This is a genomic window from Bacteroides parvus, from assembly GCF_017309675.2.
Classification (GTDB): domain Bacteria; phylum Bacteroidota; class Bacteroidia; order Bacteroidales; family Bacteroidaceae; genus Bacteroides; species Bacteroides uniformis.
Window position 1 is genome coordinate 1,012,095 of the sequence record NZ_CP084680.1, and the last position, 18,185, is coordinate 1,030,279.

General features: G+C 43.1%; 15 protein-coding genes and 1 pseudogene. 3 read left to right on the plus strand and 13 right to left on the minus strand.

The window, feature by feature from the left end:
* Nucleotides 1-24 precede the first annotated feature (24 nt).
* Nucleotides 25-1,104: a Kelch repeat-containing protein gene (locus JXR92_RS04030; protein WP_151882445.1), complete on the minus strand. Its 1,080-nt coding sequence runs from the start codon at nt 1,102-1,104 to the stop codon at nt 25-27.
* Between the two features lie 283 nt (nt 1,105-1,387).
* Between JXR92_RS04030 and JXR92_RS04035 the strand changes: the two genes are divergently transcribed.
* Nucleotides 1,388-2,338 (plus strand): DUF4270 family protein, encoded by a 951-nt coding sequence (locus tag JXR92_RS04035; RefSeq protein ID WP_226791273.1) that lies wholly within the window; start codon nt 1,388-1,390, stop codon nt 2,336-2,338.
* A gap of 237 nt (nt 2,339-2,575) precedes the next feature.
* Here JXR92_RS04035 and JXR92_RS04040 read toward each other — a convergent pair whose 3' ends face one another.
* The 11 genes and pseudogenes from JXR92_RS04040 to JXR92_RS04095 all read right to left on the minus strand — a co-directional run bounded on the left by JXR92_RS04040 (nt 2,576) and on the right by JXR92_RS04095 (nt 15,839).
* On the minus strand, nt 2,576-2,911 hold the full coding sequence (locus JXR92_RS04040) for a phospholipase D-like domain-containing protein (protein ID WP_226791274.1): 336 nt from the start codon (nt 2,909-2,911) through the stop codon (nt 2,576-2,578).
* A gap of 41 nt (nt 2,912-2,952) precedes the next feature.
* Nucleotides 2,953-4,471: pseudogene (locus JXR92_RS04050) on the minus strand (energy transducer TonB).
* A 34-nt stretch (nt 4,472-4,505) separates the two neighbouring features.
* The gene (locus JXR92_RS04055; RefSeq protein ID WP_226791313.1) at nt 4,506-6,635 is read right to left on the minus strand and encodes an energy transducer TonB; all 2,130 of its coding nucleotides are present in this window, start codon (nt 6,633-6,635) and stop codon (nt 4,506-4,508) included.
* Between the two features lie 160 nt (nt 6,636-6,795).
* Nucleotides 6,796-8,586 carry an FEKKY domain-containing protein gene (locus JXR92_RS04060; RefSeq protein WP_226791277.1) on the minus strand — a complete coding sequence of 597 codons (1,791 nt, stop codon included), beginning with the start codon at nt 8,584-8,586 and terminating at the stop codon, nt 6,796-6,798.
* Between the two features lie 131 nt (nt 8,587-8,717).
* Nucleotides 8,718-10,055, minus strand: coding sequence for a serpin family protein (locus JXR92_RS04065; protein ID WP_226791278.1), 1,338 nt, complete (start codon nt 10,053-10,055; stop codon nt 8,718-8,720).
* Nucleotides 10,056-10,074: 19 nt separating this feature from the next.
* The gene (locus JXR92_RS04070; RefSeq protein WP_206897482.1) at nt 10,075-11,163 is read right to left on the minus strand and encodes an immunoglobulin-like domain-containing protein; all 1,089 of its coding nucleotides are present in this window, start codon (nt 11,161-11,163) and stop codon (nt 10,075-10,077) included.
* A 128-nt stretch (nt 11,164-11,291) separates the two neighbouring features.
* The gene (locus JXR92_RS04075; protein WP_226791279.1) at nt 11,292-12,350 is read right to left on the minus strand and encodes an immunoglobulin-like domain-containing protein; all 1,059 of its coding nucleotides are present in this window, start codon (nt 12,348-12,350) and stop codon (nt 11,292-11,294) included.
* Entirely contained in the window at nt 12,334-12,741 is a 408-nt protein-coding gene (locus tag JXR92_RS04080) for an energy transducer TonB (RefSeq protein ID WP_206897481.1), read from the minus strand. Before JXR92_RS04080 ends, JXR92_RS04075 begins: the two co-directional genes overlap by 17 nt.
* A 5-nt stretch (nt 12,742-12,746) precedes the next feature.
* On the minus strand, nt 12,747-13,229 hold the full coding sequence (locus JXR92_RS04085) for an immunoglobulin-like domain-containing protein (RefSeq protein ID WP_132215975.1): 483 nt from the start codon (nt 13,227-13,229) through the stop codon (nt 12,747-12,749).
* 22 nt (nt 13,230-13,251) lie between these two features.
* Nucleotides 13,252-14,682: an energy transducer TonB gene (locus JXR92_RS04090; protein WP_206897480.1), complete on the minus strand. Its 1,431-nt coding sequence runs from the start codon at nt 14,680-14,682 to the stop codon at nt 13,252-13,254.
* 65 nt (nt 14,683-14,747) lie between these two features.
* On the minus strand, nt 14,748-15,839 hold the full coding sequence (locus JXR92_RS04095) for an immunoglobulin-like domain-containing protein (RefSeq protein WP_206897479.1): 1,092 nt from the start codon (nt 15,837-15,839) through the stop codon (nt 14,748-14,750).
* A gap of 235 nt (nt 15,840-16,074) precedes the next feature.
* On the opposite strand from JXR92_RS04095, the gene JXR92_RS04100 reads away from it, so the two are divergent.
* On the plus strand, nt 16,075-16,578 hold the full coding sequence (locus JXR92_RS04100) for a hypothetical protein (protein ID WP_206897478.1): 504 nt from the start codon (nt 16,075-16,077) through the stop codon (nt 16,576-16,578).
* Between the two features lie 23 nt (nt 16,579-16,601).
* On the plus strand, nt 16,602-17,129 hold the full coding sequence (locus tag JXR92_RS04105; protein ID WP_132215967.1) for an outer membrane protein: 528 nt from the start codon (nt 16,602-16,604) through the stop codon (nt 17,127-17,129).
* Between the two features lie 93 nt (nt 17,130-17,222).
* On the opposite strand, the gene JXR92_RS04110 is transcribed toward JXR92_RS04105, so the two are convergent.
* Nucleotides 17,223-18,035 (minus strand): PepSY-like domain-containing protein, encoded by an 813-nt coding sequence (locus JXR92_RS04110; RefSeq protein ID WP_226791280.1) that lies wholly within the window; start codon nt 18,033-18,035, stop codon nt 17,223-17,225.
* Nucleotides 18,036-18,185: the final 150 nt, after the last annotated feature.

Genomic DNA, 18,185 nt, shown 5'->3' on the forward strand with positions numbered 1-18,185 from the left:
AGTTCCGTTCAGTTATGGGGCGAATCAGACTTCCTCTTCCTCATCGGGTAGAAGTTCGTACACATCATCAAAGTAGCTGGTACCACTTGTTCCCGTCAGCACAAAACCACGTTCGCCGGTAGAGAAACCAACGGCAGCCCTGCGCGAAGAAGCACCGGAAGGATAATTATGTACATCTGTAATGGGGGTAAAGTCGTCATCGGAATCGCCGTACCATAAGTCCTTGTCAGGGTCGTACAGCCAGTAGTCGCTGCTCAAGGAAGTGCTGTTACGTATTCCCGTAGCCACAAATCCCCTTCCACCGATGACGAAGGATACGGCTTCGGACCGTGTGATGGCGTAGTCATCGTCATAGTCATTGTCGGAGTCCGTATCGGCAATGTCACGCAACTGGGTCCAGTTGCTTCCGTCGAACTTCCAGAAATCCACCAGATCGGTACTGTTGTTTCGCCCGCAACAGATGTAGGCCACCTCATCGATGACGAATGCCGTACCGAAGTAGCGCTTCTCGCCTCCATACCCGCTCACCGCTTCCCATTGCGAACCTTCGGCGCCATTGGGATTGAAACGGTAAAAGTCCATCTTGTAGGCACTCTCGCTGCCGGTAGCGTCGCTGTTGCAGCCCGTACCGACATAGCCATATCCGCCTATACTGAAAGCCAGGGCACCGTCGCGCACCCCGCCTTTGAAGTCGTCTTTCCGTGTCCAGGCATCCGTGGCAGGGTCATACTCCCAGGTATCTGCCACACAGTAGGACGAGGAGCCGTCCTTCACGGAACCGGTCGTAATGTATCCCTTGCCATTCACGGCAAAGCCCACGGCAGCCTTGCGCCCGGCAACGGGCATGTCGGCACACTGCGTCCAGCTGTTCCGGCTCATGTCATACTCCCAAAGGTCGTTCAGGTAATCCTTGTTCGCTCCGTAGAAGCCACCACACAAATACCCATAATTGCCGATGGTGAAGCCGGAGGCATAAGCGCGGTACACACCGTTATAGCTGGCTTTCTTCATCCACTGCCCCTGAGTGTATTCATCCTCGTCCGTACAACTGCCGGCAATGCACACGATGGCCAGCAACATTATTCCTACCAATAGTCTGTTCATTGTTTATTGTTTTAAAGATTAATTTTTCATACCCCTCGTTCCCCTGAAGAGGAAGGAGAATAGTTTTAGTATCGGGATGCCGAAACTATTCCCCTCCTCTTTCAGAAGGGCGGAAGTTCTGCCCGCAAAAGTAAACCGCCGCAACCACACCGGCAAAAATAACCGACGAACAGTCCGAAATTCCCGTTAAACGCCTTTACCGATAAAAACCGTCCGAACGCCGATTTTTGTAGAAAGATATAAAAGTTTTGCCCTTCCTTTGCCGCCAACTAAAAGAACAGAAATGAAGAAATCATTGTACAGCTTATTCGCAGTCCTCGCTATCCTCTGCGCCTGCCAGGACGAGAACTCGCAGCTTGGAAAGAGCCTCGTGGAAAGCTCCTTCTATAATGTATACGTAGACACATGCTCGGTAGACATCAGCACCATCCTGCTGGACTCCATAGAGACCCGGGGCGACAGCATCTGCCAGCTGGGACATTACCGGAGCAGCTCTTGGGGAGATGTATCCGCCACCTACTATGCCGAATACTCCACGTCCGACTTCACCCCCAACACAGACCACACCTATACCCTCGACTCCCTCGTACTGCAGATGATACCTTCGGGCCATTTCTGGGGAGATACCTTGACGCAACAGCGCATCTCCATCTACCGGCTGAAAAACCCCATCGTGCTGGACAACGACGAGGACCTTTACAACAGCACCGTACTCCCGACGGAAGATGCCCCACTCTTCAGCTTTACCTTCACCCCCCGCCCGGGGCGGAAGAAGGAAGTAAGCGTCCGCCTGCCCGACTCATGGGGACAACAACTGCTGAATGACCTCGTGGCTCAGGAAGACTACTTCGATACCCAAGACAAGTTCAAGAAAAAATTCCCCGGACTGGTCTTTGTGCCCGAAAACGACGGGCAGTGTATCACCGGATTCATGGTGAACGACTCTGCCATGAGCATCAACCTCCACTACCAGGAAGTCTCCAACCAACGTACCGGACAAGTGCTGACTTTCAGCGTAAACACCGACTATGCCTATACCGGTATCCGGCACGACCCCACCGGCACCCACCTTGCCTCCCTGAAAAGCGGAATAGAGAACCTCGTCCACTCCGGCGACATGGGTTGCCTGGCCTATATGCAGGGATTGACGGGCTACTACAACCAACTGGAATTCCCCTACCTCAACAGCCTCGGAAGTGCCGGACAGATAGTCTCCATAGAGAAAGACATTTAAATTTTCTTTTCTTATTAAAAATCAAACATTTAAAACAGACATTATCTTAAACAGGTAACGATTTAGAAACGAGCGAGCTTCTATATTCTGCAACGTCCTGCATCAACCAAAAGAACGCTTTTCTTGTTTGCAAAGATACGATTTTTTACGTTCTTTTCCAATAGCTGTTTAATGAAAAATCGATATTCCATCTCTATGTACTTCTTCTGCACAAGTTGGATAAAGGACCGACAGATGTTATGTATATAGAGCTTCCAAAATTTGATCAGCCACTTTTGAATCATAAATGCGTATGGCATTGTTTTCATCTGTATTGTAACCAAGATAGTTGACGCTTCCATACCATATCAAAGACTTGTCAATGATAACAACATCCATTGACAATGAATCATTAACCTTGGTTCGGATTCCTGTCTCTTTCAATTTTTCTTCCTTCGCTGTATTGTTTTTGACCAAAGCGAAAACCTCCACACCTCGTGCCGACAATTCCTTTAGTATGTCAAGTATGGGAGAATATTTGCTAAACCATATCTTCGTTACAGAAATGACGATCGAATGTTTGCCTTGGAACAAATGACAAGATGATTATTTCATACAAACGATATTCTACTCATCTACATCATCAAGACCGGCTTATCATCCCAGGTATACCCGATAATGACTACATCTGCTTTAGGGGATTTTTTCATGTTATCCAGCCAGAATTGGATGCTGAGAGTGCTTTTCTCGGGGCGTAAGACAGTGGGTACATTCCGTAGCGATTGAAAAACTTGCATCACTGACTTTCGGAATGCACGGGGTGCTTGGTTGAGTACCGTAGCATGGCTGATATAGCCTTCCGGGGGCACAGTATATTCCACCTGTAAAACACACCCCTTGTTCCTTTTTTGCTGGGCAACGGGATATTTACATTTCCTGCTCAAAGTCTTGTTGAGCCAGTTAGTTATAATCATGCAGTTCATTTTTTGTTGGACTATCATTCTTGAATAAAACAGGTACAGTCCAAACAGAGTTCCGATATTCACCTTTACCATGAAAATTGATGGTAGGAGTCCACCGTGGCATACCTTTTATGATTTGCAATACTTGGTTGTCCCATTCTTGTATGCCACAACCTCGTAAGGTCTCTACCTTTATTATTTCTCCGTAAGAATCAATGCGTATCGTATAAATCCCTTTGATTTCTTTTTTACCGTTTAATAGATTGGAATCGTATGTTAGGCGTTCATTAATGTAGTCGGTAATTGCATACGGATTTGCTTTTTCAAAATAAGACACAGCTTCCCATTCCACAAAACTTTGTTTCAATTCTTCTTTCCTAACGCTGTCCGCCTTTACCCTATCCCTATAATGTTGGGGCAGGAAAGGGACATATACCGTATAAAGACACTCCATTCGTTTGCCGTTTTTGTCCCTGCAAGGCAGGCAGTGTGGAAGCTCTTTGGTCAGTCTGATAACTTCTTTATCAAAATCTTCATGGATGGTCGTCAAAATGGTATTCCAGCGTGGCAAGCCTAATGTGTCAAGAGCAAACATCACTACAGAATAGCCTGCCACATTCTTTTTTAGCAACTCTTCAGGGTATTTCATTTGGGAAACATAGTATTTTGTCAAATCGTAATCCCATACCGCCCATCGGGGAGGTTCAATGGTTGACAAATCTTTGATAGGCTTCCCAGAAATATCAGCAACTCCCTTATTCCAAATATCTTCTTTCCTCCAGATACTGTCTAACCGTTGCTCGTTTGCAAGCATTTTGGCGGGTGAGTTAATCGTGTTGATGTATTTTACAGGACCATTGCCTATGACCAATTCTTTGGGTAGATAACGGATAACAAGTGTACTATCATTCAATTCCAGAATTAAATACTGCTTGCAGCCGTATGTTTTGATGGTATCTTCACTAATGCGGTAAGAGTCTTCTAGTACTGTTTTTTCCCCATTATACGTGAAGGTAGTCCACCATCCACCCTCTCTGAACTCCATCTCTTGCGTATAGGATTTTTCAGAAGGAAGTTCTGTTCTCCATATTTTGTTTTCCAACATCAGAATAGTATCGTTGACTGTTCTTTCTTGTGCTTCAAGTTGAAAGATGCATCCAAGCAGTATGAAGGATAGAAAAAATCGTTTCATATGTATATGGAATTAAAATCAGACAATGGTATGTTTATGGCTTAGGCAACCGAAATGAAATCGGAATGGTATAAAGTACCCGTTGGGGCTTCCCATCTTGTTTTCCCGGTGTCCACTTCGGCATTTGTCGGATAATTCGTAAGGCTTCTTTATCCAACAAGGGGTGAACGCTACGTACAATCCGAGGCTGGGCGGGCGTGCCGTCTTTCTCGATGATGAATTGCAGGATTACCCGCCCTTGAATGCCTGCTTTCTTGGCTTCTTCAGGATAGCACATTTCGGTCTGTATAAAATCCAGACAACCTTTCATCCCTCCGGGAAATTCGGGCATACATTCTACTATTTTGAAAAGGCTGTTGTCTTCTGTCGGAACTTCCGGTACAGACGTTGTTATAGTTCCAACTGGTCGGTTATCTTGGGTAGAGGGTATGGCAGATCTCTTTTCCTTCTGTCCTTCTGCCAATTCTTGTGGATTGTCTGTCAGCCTGAATTCCGCCATCAGAGTAACGTCTCTTCCGGTGTCCGTAAAAGTAACGGGATAGAAGAAGCGGTATCTTCCAGGCTTGTTGTGATGTATTTCCGGATACAAAGAACCGGATAAATGCTTATTTTTTCCCGGGCCAATGATATGGGCTACACAATTAAATATGGTATGAATGGGCAGATTTCGCCATACGCCTTGCTTATCTTCGTAAGTGATGTAATAAGATTCACCGGATTCTAATGTTACTTGGCTGTGATTGACTAAAACAAAAGTGGCTCGTTTACTTTGAGTGGAATAGACCGGATAGTCAGATTGTAGCAAGATGCCCAAGGTATCGCTGACACCGATGTAATCGTTAGGTGTGTTATCTGCTGTTCCATCAAATAACACAGCCGGTGAATCAATAATCTTTTTCCGGAAAGCTTTTCGGGCTTCCGGAGTGTTCATGATAAAAGTTACGTGAATATGATGGCTACCCATACCCCAAGACATCAAATTGGATTTCAAGCATTCATCTGTAAGTTTCTCTCTTTTACTATCGATAACATTCAAAATCTCTTTCAGCTGCTTTTGGGTAAAATTTTTAGCTGTAGCAGGCTCCAGCCGGAAAGCACCGCTTTGGGCTGTTGCTTCCAGTGTGCGCCGTGCTACTGTGGTATCTCCTCTTACTTGAAAGACCAGTGTAGAACCATCAAAAAACATTCCTTCCAAGAATGCAGGACAGCGCGGACTGTCCAAGAAATCGCCGATAACTGTTGAGTCCGTGCCATATGCTTTACTCAAAGCATCTATTACTTGCTGACCAGCTCTTTGGTCAATTGATTCTTCCGTTATAGGTTGTTTCTCAAATTTGGCGGAAGAAAGAGAAACAGAGACCTGCTTATCCTTCTTTTCAGAAAGTGGCTCAACAGTATACAAACCATCTTCATCTTTGACTAGCTGATACTTGCCGGTATCCAACCATTGATTCCACTCTTTAAATAAGGATTGTATAAACAGAAATAAGTTATCTGATATATTCAGGTCTTTACCACGTTGACAGGGGAAAATCACATGTCCGTTCTTTATGGATATTTTCTTTCTGGCTCTATCCAAGGCTTTGAGATAAACGACTTGATTATAGGCATAATGCGGATTAAATCCGTTGGCATTCATTACATCTATAGCGGCATAAGACATCATCCCCTTGGTTTTCAAAAAGGTCGTGTCCGTCAGTGTCTTTTTAAATTCTTTCGCTTCCTTCCATAATCGGGCAGTAGCAAGTCTTGTCAAACTGTCCGAGTAAGAAGGATTGATTTCCTTGTTCAGTTCCTCATAAATTTCCGGCAGCAAAGTGTCACAATAAGAGGTTATGGCAAAATTTCCACTCTCAATTCTCATATTTACAGTGGGGGTGCTTATCACTGAATCATTAAACACAAAAGCAATCTGTTTTCCAATGGCTTTTTCTGTTTCTTCCGCCCATAGGTTCATATAATACGGATGTATCTGTCCAAAAATTACGTATTTGCCAAAGGCATCCGAATCTAATCGTAAAACACTGAAATCTTTCGTCGTAACGATAGGCTCCAAAGAAAGACTGTCATTGGAGTCGCCCGTTACAGGATACCAACCATTTTCACGGTGGATTGCAATTGACTTATGCTGACATCCGACCCATAAAAGTCTGATGGCAAGCATCAACACGACTGACGGAAGTGCTGATAAGACTGTACGATAAAAAGATATTCGCGTTCTCATAGGCTGCATAGGAATGGTTTTTCGGTAAAGATACGTATTTTGACGAAAGACGGATAATGGATGGGCTGATTTTATTTTAGATAAACGACAGCCTATCCATCTATTTCATCAAGACAGGGGTATCACAAGAACTGTAGCCGATTATCAAAACATCTGCGTGAGGGCTTTTCGCCATGTTATCCAGCCAGAATTGGATGCTGAGAGTACTTTTCCCGGGGCGCAAGACAGTGGGTACATTCCGTAGCGATTGAAAAACTTGCATCACCGACTTTCGGAATACACGGGGTGCTTGGTTGAGTACCGTAGCATGGCTGATATAACCTTCCGGGGTCACAGTATATTCCACCTGTAAAACACAACCCTTGTTCCTTCTTTGCTGGGCAACGGGATATTTACACTCTCTGCTCAGTGTTTTGATGAGCCAGTTATAATCATGCAGTTCGTTCAGAGACTGGTCCAATCCGAAGATGCCGGTAGGTACTTCCTTACGCCATTTCTGGCCGAACTTTTTATCCAAATACCGGAAAACTTCTTCGTTGTAAGCAGTCAGCAGATGGTTGGGAGTACCTAAATAACAATCTAGCTTACCGTCCTCCTTCAAGGGGGAGTACCTGAAATACGTAACCCCATATTTCTTCCAAAAGGGATGCTTTTGGATCTCCTCTTCCTGCCCAATCGGAATGATGAGCCTCAGATTGGGTTTCCCCTGCTCAATGTATTCGCGAGACAGAGCCGGTGAACAATCGTATTTTTCCAAATAGTCGTAAGGCAAAGAAAGCCTGAGCTGCAAAGTATCATCCTTCATGGGCACATGGATAAGGGTATCACAGGATGTCAAGCCTATAAACTGTACTTTCAAACGGTATTCACCTTTTTCCAAATGCTCTATGCTGAATGTTCCCGTAGAATCGGCCAGCCAACCCTGAAAAGGCTTTCCAGCCAAAGTCAGATAGGCACCGCCTGCTGGGAATTTGACCACATCGTAAGGAGGAATCTGCCGCACTTCTTCGCCATAAACCTTGCCTACAAAGGTGTATTTCGTAGTATCGTTTGTTTGAGAAGGCTTTAGCTTATCTTTCCAAATGGAAAGTACAAAATCCTTAAATTCAATCGTGTACTTTCCGTTGATAAACAACACCTCCCAAGGATAAATGCTCTTCAGTACTTCTTCAAATGCCTTTGCTAAAGGATGATTTCCGTCTTCGATGTTTTCCCGTTGGGGACGAACGAATATAGTTCTTACATCCACATCCACCAGATGGCCGTCTGAACTGCATTGTACATTCTCAACAAAAAAGGTTATACGTTGACCTTTGTATTCCGGAAAGCGATGCCAGGGGAAACGTCGGATGATTTTATCCTGAGCATGCTGCATTTTCATGCCAGCCCGTAGGGTATTATGGTAAGTCCGGCAACTTTTTATACGACCGTGTTGAAGCATCATCACTTGCTCCGTTTCTAGATTGCGGTCGAAGCCGCTGTGTACGTAACGCACCAGTTCACCTTTCCCGGCACGCAGTTCCCCACTAAACCAGCGGGCACCAATTTTTTCGTCTTGGTAGTAAGGCTGAAACACTTCTTTCAACTGGTCTGGCTGATAAGTGAGGGAATACTCTTCTTTTTTCTGTTTATCATAGACACAGACTTCCAAATGATGCAGATACAGATGGGATTGCTGCACTTCCCAATAGGCGGTATAGCCTTCCCAATTGGCGGTAGTAATGCAATGGTTGTCCGGCAAAAATTCCATCAACCGATGAAACAGAACAGAATCCCTATTGATGGGCTTGGCCAACAATTCCCATTCTTCTCCCTGCAGATAGATGAAATCACCGGACAGTCCGGTAGCCTTTCCTTCCCAAGGAATAAGAAGGAAAATGATAGCTGTCATCAGACTTTTGAAAAATGTAGGTATCTTCATGTCACGTTCTAATGTTGAGGATTATACAATACGGATGCTATAGATAAGCTTTCTGCTTGCTAAAGTTATTTTTTCTCCCTTGCAATGCTCAGTATTTCAGATTACAGAATATCCATCATCTTTCCCATAAACAAAATTAAACCTGTTTTATTTTCATGGATAACTAATAAGAATGGACGATTGACATGGAATGGATAAGGTGTAATCTCTGGCACTATTTCTGATTCAAAAACAACATTTGTAATAGTCGCTGCTGCTGCAACTGTGCCTGTTTCCGTTACTTCCAATCGGGTAAATTGTTCGATTTCAGAAATGTGGGCAGGTATATCTGTCATACGTGAAAAATCTGCACAATTTTCATTAAAAGCATCATGGATGCCCATTTTCTGGAAAGTAGGAATGATGTCGGATTTGTAATCCAACTTGATAGAAGGTAATTTGAGGTCCAGCATACAACTTATACTATCTGATGCGGACAGCCATGCTTTCCAATTGGCTTCACTAAATGTGGCTATGCAGGAGTCAATGGATACACCTTTCTTGGGAAGAATTACTGTCATGGCATACGAATCGTTTCCGTAAGGGAGGGTAGCCATTTCAAACAATTCCGCTTTATAAAAGGCAAACCATTGATCAGACAGGTGCATCATGCTGACCGGATGCTTCTTTCCACTCACAGGATAAAAGTTTTCCTGCCGGGTTTCAGCCGGTTCAAAAGGGAAAATCCATCCACCTTTGAAGAACAACGTATTGATGAGAATACAGTTACCTTGTGCCTGATCCAAGATGTGAGGAATACGCCCTTGCGTTTGTTCCTTTGCCCATCGGTTGATAATGCCTGTTGATTTCGGCTCAGAAAAATCCAGGTTCTGTATTTCTGCAAGAAAATACTGCCGGTTTATTTGTTGAAAGGAATCCTTCACAGGTGACTTGTCATGAATCCAGATGGAATTGGCTGACTGAAAGACAGTCGTAGAATCCAATCGAGGCAGATTGCTTATCAGTTTTAAAAAGTAGTTATTGGCCAATGAAGGCTTACTCTTAGAAACGGAAAGTACCGAAGCTATTTCTTCTAATGTTTTTCCTGCAGCACCATTGGCAAGCATCCCTAAATTGAATTGGGCACTCAGAGGAGAAATGAAAAAACTTTGTCCTTTCTCCTGTTCATTCATCTTCTGAAAAAAACTGCAAGCAAAGTCATTACTGATGGATACCATAGGCATCTCCTCTTCCGAAAGCTCCAAGGAAGATAACTCTACAAAAGGTTTGTGGGATGAAGTCTGTTGGCAGCTGACAAGGATGCACAAACTTATTCCGGTAGCAAATAGTAAAAAGTTTTTTATATCACGTTCTAATTTTAATGGTTGTACAATACTGTATTTATCCTGAAGATAATCTTTCAGCCTGTCAAATCGTCGAAATGTAAATAGTGTTTTCATCAATGGATATTTTTTAGGGTTATTGACCGGACATTTTTTCATCAGCTGAGGTTTCAGAGGTTGCTGAATTGTCCGAGTTTTGTGTGATGGTAAGATGGATGGGTATTTCTAATGTCTTGGTCTGTTTCCACTCTTTCTCATCATTACTCAGGCGGAATTCGGTCATCATTTGTATTCTTGTGCGGGTGTCCAATAGGGTAAGGTGATAAAGGAAACGATAGCGTCCCGGCTTGTTCGGATGCACCTCTGGATAAAGGGAGGCTGTACGGATACGATATTCGCCTGGCTGAACAAGGTATCCCACACTAAAGAAAAAATGGTCGGTAGGCAGTTTTCGCCATATGCCTTGTTCATCCTCGTAAGTAATGCAATATTCTTCTCCACACATGATATTGCTATTGCTCTGGTTGATAAGCACAAAGGATGCTTTTGAGGTTTGTGTGGAATAAACCGGGTATTCCGGTCTTAGTGAAATGCCTAAAGTATCAGGAACACCCGTTTCAGAATGAGGCATTGGTGATTCAGGTCCTTCAAAAGATACTGCCGGTGAATCGATGATGTGTTCCCTGAAAGCTTGTCTGGCAGCAGGAGTATTCAATTTGAAAAACACTAAAGCGGTATGATTGTCCATTCCCCAAAAGTCCATGTTGGATTTCAGAGCACCATCGGGTAGCTTATGAAACCGGTTGCTGATGGTGTCCAGGATGCTCCTTAGTTCTTTTTGGGTAAAGGTATGCTCTGTGTCGGCTTCCAGCCGGAAGGCTCCGCTCCCGGCGGACGCTTCCAGAATGCGTCTGGCTTTGGCAGTGTCTCCTCGTATCTGAAAGACGGGAAGAGAATCTTCGTAAAACATTCCTTCTACGAAGTCAGGGCATCGGGGACTGTCCAAGAAAAGCCCTATGGTATCCACACCATAGGCTCTGTTTAATGCTTCAATCACTTGCTCACCTGCCTTCTTTTGAGTGATAGCCGGTTGTTCAGCTTTATCAGATAGAACGGTTGAAGTCGATTGGCATCCCGTAAACAGGGCGCATAACAAAAACAGACACACGGAAAATCCATTGCTGTTAGGGTGTGATTGAAACGGAATATGTCGAAATGCTTTCATGACTTGTATGTTTTGAGATTCAACTTATGCCATAGGGCTACCTTCGGAATGCTTGTCAGCAAGGATAGCTGACTCGCTGAAAGATGAATGTCGGATAGACCATTTTTCCATGCGTCATTTTCCGTCTGCTATTCGATTCTGAATTCAGCCGCCATATACCAATCTTGCCGCGAATCGAAAAAACCGATTTCCTTGATGACTCTGTAAGTCCCGGGACGGTTGTCATTGATCAATGGACGGAGCCTTGCGGTAAAGGTAAGGGTATGCCCTTTCTCCAAACCATATCCTATATCAGTCCACGAACCATTATCGTGCAGATAAATCCATTGCTGCCCTTCTTTGCGGACAATCCAATAATCCTCTCCAAAGAACAGACCTTTGGGATTTTCGTTTGTAAGTTGAACCGTAATAGTTTCTGTTCCTACGGGATAGACCGCTTTTTCGGTCTGCATGGTTACTTGCAGGGTGTCAGAAAAAGAAGGCTTGTCAAATACTACGTTCTCTACAACCTTTCCGTGACTGACCGCTGAATAGCTGACCACTTTTCGCCGAAACATTTCCTGATAACGAGGGGTGTTGTTCATCAAGCCCACAAATATGGTATCCCCGTCATCATGTACTATCCAAGTAGTACTGATATTATGGGCAACCGTGTCGCACGGATTAGCAGAGTTCTTGTCCCAATAATCATCAATCAGTTTCCTCAATCTTTTCACTCCTTTTCGGTCCACCAGTTCAAATTCCGCATACGCTACTTCGCCGCCATTAAAGGTCTTATAAATCCGATAGTTACCGGGGCGGTTGGGTATTTCAGAAGTATACAGTTCAATAGTTTGCAAACGATATGGATGGTAATCGGGATGTAGCATCCAAAGTATATCCTCGATAATAGGATTGGTGGGTAAAGGTTCCCATTTCTGCAGGCTTTCATTATAGAAAGCGAGACTGTATTCATCTCCACACGTATACATTCTATGGGAATGGTTATGGATAAAAACGTTCACCTGGGTAGCAGACAGCGGATAATAGGCAAATTCCGTGGTCATGGACAGTGAATCCGGATTCATGCGTTTTCCGGATGGAATATCCTTCGGCATCGGCTGCAAGCCCAAAATGGCTGGTTCAGATACTGTGCTGTCTTCCTTTTTCTTCGGCTCCGTTTCTTCAAGTTTAAAAAGAACCGGCATTGTATATTTCACCTTTACGGGCTTTCCCTTCCCATGTTCCCGGTTTCCATGTTGGAAGCATGCTGACAATACGTAAAGCCTCTTTATTCAAAGAAGGCTCCACGCTCTTCAACACTTGAGGCTCTATTACCTTCCCTTTTTCATCTACGAAAAACTGAACGATGACTCTTCCCTCAACTCCTTTCTTTCGTGCTCCTTCCGGATATTGAATGCTGTTTTCTATCTGCTCCATTAATTTCTTCATACCTCCAGGATACTCTGGATACTGGTCTGGTAGGTGATAAATAGAATCCTTTGCGGGAATCGGAGCATTCCCCGCTGCCTGTTGTCTGGATTTGTTAGCGCATCCCACCAGCAAAACACAGAGTATAGTTATGAATAGTATTCTCATGACATTCATTTTATTTCAAATTCAGCACTTAATTTTATTTCTTCCCTGTCATTATCTACGGATGTTAATATACGATACCTACCGGGAGCTATCTCATAATGTTCAATAGGAAATTGGAGGCAAAGAAAGTCTGATATAGGACCTATTAATTCGTCGCTATATACAAATTCTGTTACTTTCATTTTGGGTCTAATCCACTTGTTCTTTTCCCATTTTTCCAAAGTCCAATCATAGCCGTAGCTTAATCGAAAATGCTGCGGGTTTAGGACTACGGCAAAAATTAGTTTACTGTCCGGTGTATAATGTCCTTGTATCACTTTCATTTGAGTGGTTGTACCCAAATTATAGAAGCCGGCGAGTACCGATTCTGAACTACAAATTACAGTCGTGTCAGCATCAGCTATGTTTTTAGTATCCTTTGCTGTTTTCTCGGTGCATCCCATCAGTAGGATACTGAGACTAAATAGATAAAAAGTAATTGATCTCATAGTATACTTTACTTTAGTTCAATTAATTAACCGGTAATTCAAATTTGATTGGAAATGCATATCTCACTTTGAGGTTCACTCCATGCTGACGACCCGGCTTCCACTTGGGCATAATCGAAACAATGCGAAATGCTTCTTCGCATAATGCAGCATCCGCACTTAAAACAGGGTTGACACTGCGAAGAATTCGAGGCTGGGTCACCGTTCCATCTTTATCAATCACCACCTGCATGATTACCCTGCCTTCCAGTTTGCTACGCTTGGCAGTCTGTGGGTACTGTATGTTTTGTCTGATAAATTCCATCAATTTGGGCATACCACCCGGAAACTCAGGCATATGCTGCACAACATCAAACACATCTTCTTCGTCTGGGAGAAACTCATTACCGGAATCATTGGCAGGTCCTATAGGAATAGGTCTTTCTCTGGTTGAAACCTGCTGTGAAGTGTAAGCTTCAAACCATTGATATATGTTGTAAAAGCAAGTCTCATCTTCATCATAAACTCTAATTTTCAAGAGGTAATCACCCGGCTGAGCATTCTTAGGTAAATCAATCCCGATTTCGGCTTCCTTCCCTCTTACCACCTGAAGGGCCACAGACTCTTTGTCTATGTTTTTACTGTGTATTTCATGTAATTTTCCTTGCTTATCCTCCCGATAAAAAATGTATTCACCTTTATACGTAAGACGATGGCTTGTACAGAAAATGGACACATAAACCTTATCGTTTGATAAGGAGTTTGAAATGATTTTAACGTCTTCACTTTTGCTTTTAATTTCCTGATGCGTCCGATCGTCCAAATGAACCTTGGGCACTCCTTCTGTATCATCCTCTAAGAAACCCCATTTTACTGAGGGTGATTTCTTGATAACTGAATCGAAATTTACGGGAGGAATATACTCAATTTCTACAGCTCCCGTATCATTCGGATTACGCTTGGGACCATCATCAACAAGCACAATGAGATCCTCAATACGGAAGGTTACAGGAAAAACGTATTTTACTTTCACGGTCTCTCCGTTCAGTTTCCCCGGCCTCCAGTCTGGCATCATTTTTATAATGCGGAGGGCTTCCTGGTCTAACAGGGGATGGACGCTGTATGCTACTTTAGGCTGTACAACTTTTCCGTCGCGATCAATTACACTCTCTATCCAAACTTTTCCTTCCATTTTTTTGTATACGGCAGTTGGAGGATACTGAATGTGAGTCTGTATGTATTTTACAACTTCATCCATACCGCCTGGATATTTAGGCCGTTCTTCCAATATAGCATGGATTTCTTTATCGGAAGTCTTCAAATTGGAATATAACAATATGGTTGAATCCACCACCACAAGAGAAGTATCCATTGGGATGGCAGAACATTTTTTCGTCTCTGTTTTCTGTCGTTGCTGGACGCAACCGGTTGAAAGAAGGCAAAAAGCTATCAAAAATACAATACAGCTTCTCATAGGCAAAACAATATATAAAAACAAAGTTCTTTCGAAAACGCACAATATCCGCAAGAGGCTTTAAATCAACTCTTTCTATGGTAATTTACATATTCCACGCTGATTACATCGGAGGAATCGCGAACAGCTTCTTTGATGTCTGCCAACCGGAATTCGGTCATAAGTGTGATTTTCTGTTTCTTATCCATTAGTTCTACCTCATAGAAAAATCGGTATCTGCCCGGTCGGTTAGGCAAGACATTTGGGTTGAGGTTAGCTTTAAACAGAAATTGCTTACCAGGCTGAATACTATAGGCTATACTATTGAATACCGTATGTATGGGAAGAGTTCGCCAGACTCCATGCTGGTCTTCATAAGTAATCCAGTATGGGTCTCCACTCTCTATCTCGTACTCGCTCTGATTGAATAGTACAAAAGTGGCGGCATGAGCCGTGTATGGGTATGCAGAGAATTCAGGATATAAATGGATGCCCAAAGTGTCGGAAGTGTATCGTTGATTGTTGGGTGACGGTTCTGTAGGTCCTTCCAAACGGATAGCGGGTGAATCCATAATCTTCTCACGAAAAATGGCTCTGGCTTCCGGAGAGTTTAGACATAAATTTACGATAAGATGATTCCCATATACGCCCCATCCCCATATATTGCCGTCTAATCGAGTGCCCTTTATTTCTGAACGCACATATCGTTCTCGCAGTTCGTTCTGTATCTTTTGCAATTCTTGCTCTGTAAACACAGAATCCTTTACATTCTGAGTAGCTACTGGAAGATGGCAGATCGTGTCTTGGGTATGAACGGAGACTGTTTGAGCACCTTGTGTAATCGAAGCTGAATCACTCTTTACCGCAGACAGATTGTTTCCGGACGGTTTACCGCTACATCCCACAAGTAACCATACTAAGAGAAAAATTAATGCCATTCCCAAGGCTAAATAAAGCATCGCCTTAAAATTGGCAGCCTTATCCAGCTCTTCTTTTTCCAAAGTTTTCCGGCGGATATCTTCCATCTTTTCCACCGTTATCTGAGAGAGGTCAGTCTCTTTTCCTGTATCTAATAACCGGTGGTAGGTGGCTGTTAGCCTCTCCCGGTTTCGTTTGCGCAACTCCCGATTTTCCTTATCACGTTGCAACATGTCATTGATGCATCCTAAGGTTCCCATAAGCCATATTTTACAATGATTCTCAAAGGTAACAAATAGAATTAGAAATCAGCTATCTGTTTTTATAAAAAGACTTCCGTTTGGTTAATTTAACCCATCCACCTCTGTCTAAGACTTGCTTTGAAGCATCCGTCCTAATAAAAAAAACAACAAATGATTGTATTTTTTCAGATGCACTGCATTATCTCATGATTTTATAGTACCTTTGTCCACGATTATACCAATCATTTGTTTTATGAGGAAATTTTATACTTTACTATTGCTCATGGCCGTTTCTTGTTCCATCTTTGCGCAAGACAGGCTATCCTTGTTCATCAGCAGAGCAAACAAATATGCCTCTGTAGAACTGTCCGACTACCGGAAACGATTGTGCGTGGAGTATAACACACGCGGCAGTCTTCTGGATGACTATTACAGGCAATGTGGACGCGACTGGGGTAATGTCGGTTTAGCCCTTGAAATAGCAAGGACTTCCGGCAAACACATGCGTGACATCTGCCATTATTATAAACGTTATCGGAAATGGAATCGTGTTTTGATTGAAATTGGTATCAGACCGGGAAGCGATTACTACAATCCTTTTTATGACAGGATTGATTTCCATAGCAGATATTGGCACAAACATTATTGTTCCTATTGTGACCATCACGACAGGTATCACCATCCTAAAAAATACAAGCGTCATAAATGGGATGATGATGACGATGATGATGACGACTGGGATGATGACGATGACTAATTTAACACAAAATACATACCAAAATGAAAAAGATTTTATTTTTAGCAGTTTGCTTTTTGATGCTTGTTGGCAACACTTATGCACAAAAGGGAAAACAAGCAATCGGATTCGGTTTAAGTTATGGAACAGAAATTGAGAGTGTTGGTCTGGGACTGAAATATCAGTACAATATCACCAACCCCATACGTCTGGAACCCTCATTGAACTATTTCTTTGAGAATGACAACGTCAGCATGTTAGACGTAAACCTGAATTTCCACTATTTGTTTCCTGTGGCAAGTAAAGTAAAGCTTTACCCATTGCTTGGTCTGACATTTTCCAATTGGATGTTTGACTGGAATGATGACTGGGATGTGGACATACATGGAAATCATGTCCATATAGATGGCGATGACGACAGCGACAATGAATGCCGGTTTGGCATGAATATTGGTGGTGGAGTTGATTTCGCAATAGCCAGAAACTGGATGATGAACTTTGAGTTCCGTTATCAACTGGTCAGTGATTTTGATCAGGCTGTATTCAATCTCGGATTTGCTTATCGTTTTTAAATTTGCCGTACTTGTATAATCAAGAAAGAGCCTTTTACTGAAATGCAGCAAAAGGCTCTCTTCTTTTATTGGAATTGAGTATTTACATGAATCTTATTGTTTTAGTGTACCGTCTTCTTTAATTTCAACTTGAATGTCAGGTTTTCCATCCATTTCCAATTCTACGATATAATAGGTGCCTGTAGGAGTAACCACCTTTTCAGCTTCCTCATCATCCAGCTCATAGCCGGCATGTTCTTTTTCTGCATTCTTAGCAGCAGTTTTCACGGCATCAGGCAGAGACGTATACAGCACATCCTTTGAAGTGGAAACCCACGCATAGGATGCTGTAACATCAAAGCAAACCTCCAACTGGGCAGACTGCAAAAGGACATCCACTTCCAGAAGTTTGGAAACAGGATCCACTTCAACCTCCAACAACTTATAACCGGCATACTTCTCATTCAGTAACTGAGCTACAGCAGTAGGAAGTTCAGAAGGTAAATAGTTGAACGAATCATCGTCTTTATCAGCCACTTCCTTCAACAGATTTCCATTGACATCAAAATAGAGGTCCAATTCCTCCTTGCCTTTTTCGATTTCAATCACATATACTTTCTCCATGCCCTTACGCTCAAGCATATCCACATCGTCACGCTTCCATCCCTCATATTGAGTAAGCCCTTCAAATCCTTGTTTTACTATTAAAGGAAGATCATCATAAACAATGTCCGTTTCTGTCATCAGCCAGACTCCATTTGCATCAAACCAGGCTTCTTTTTCTGTATTGTCTTGATTGAAAGATGCAACATGATTAGTCCCCCGCGTAGACCAGTTATGGGCTACATTGCCAAATTCATTGATAAAGGCTTTCTCCAGTTGTTCTGAAACAGGAGCATCCTCATCGTCATCATCACAACTTTGCATTGCGAAGCTGAACAGGCCCAAGGCCAACATTATAAAATAAACACATAGCGAAAAAGTAAATTTGGGCAAAGCGTAGCGAATTAGCTGATAGAGCGTTCGTTACGCTTTGTTTTTCTATGGGACAGAGCCAACGAAATACCACCTCGAAGC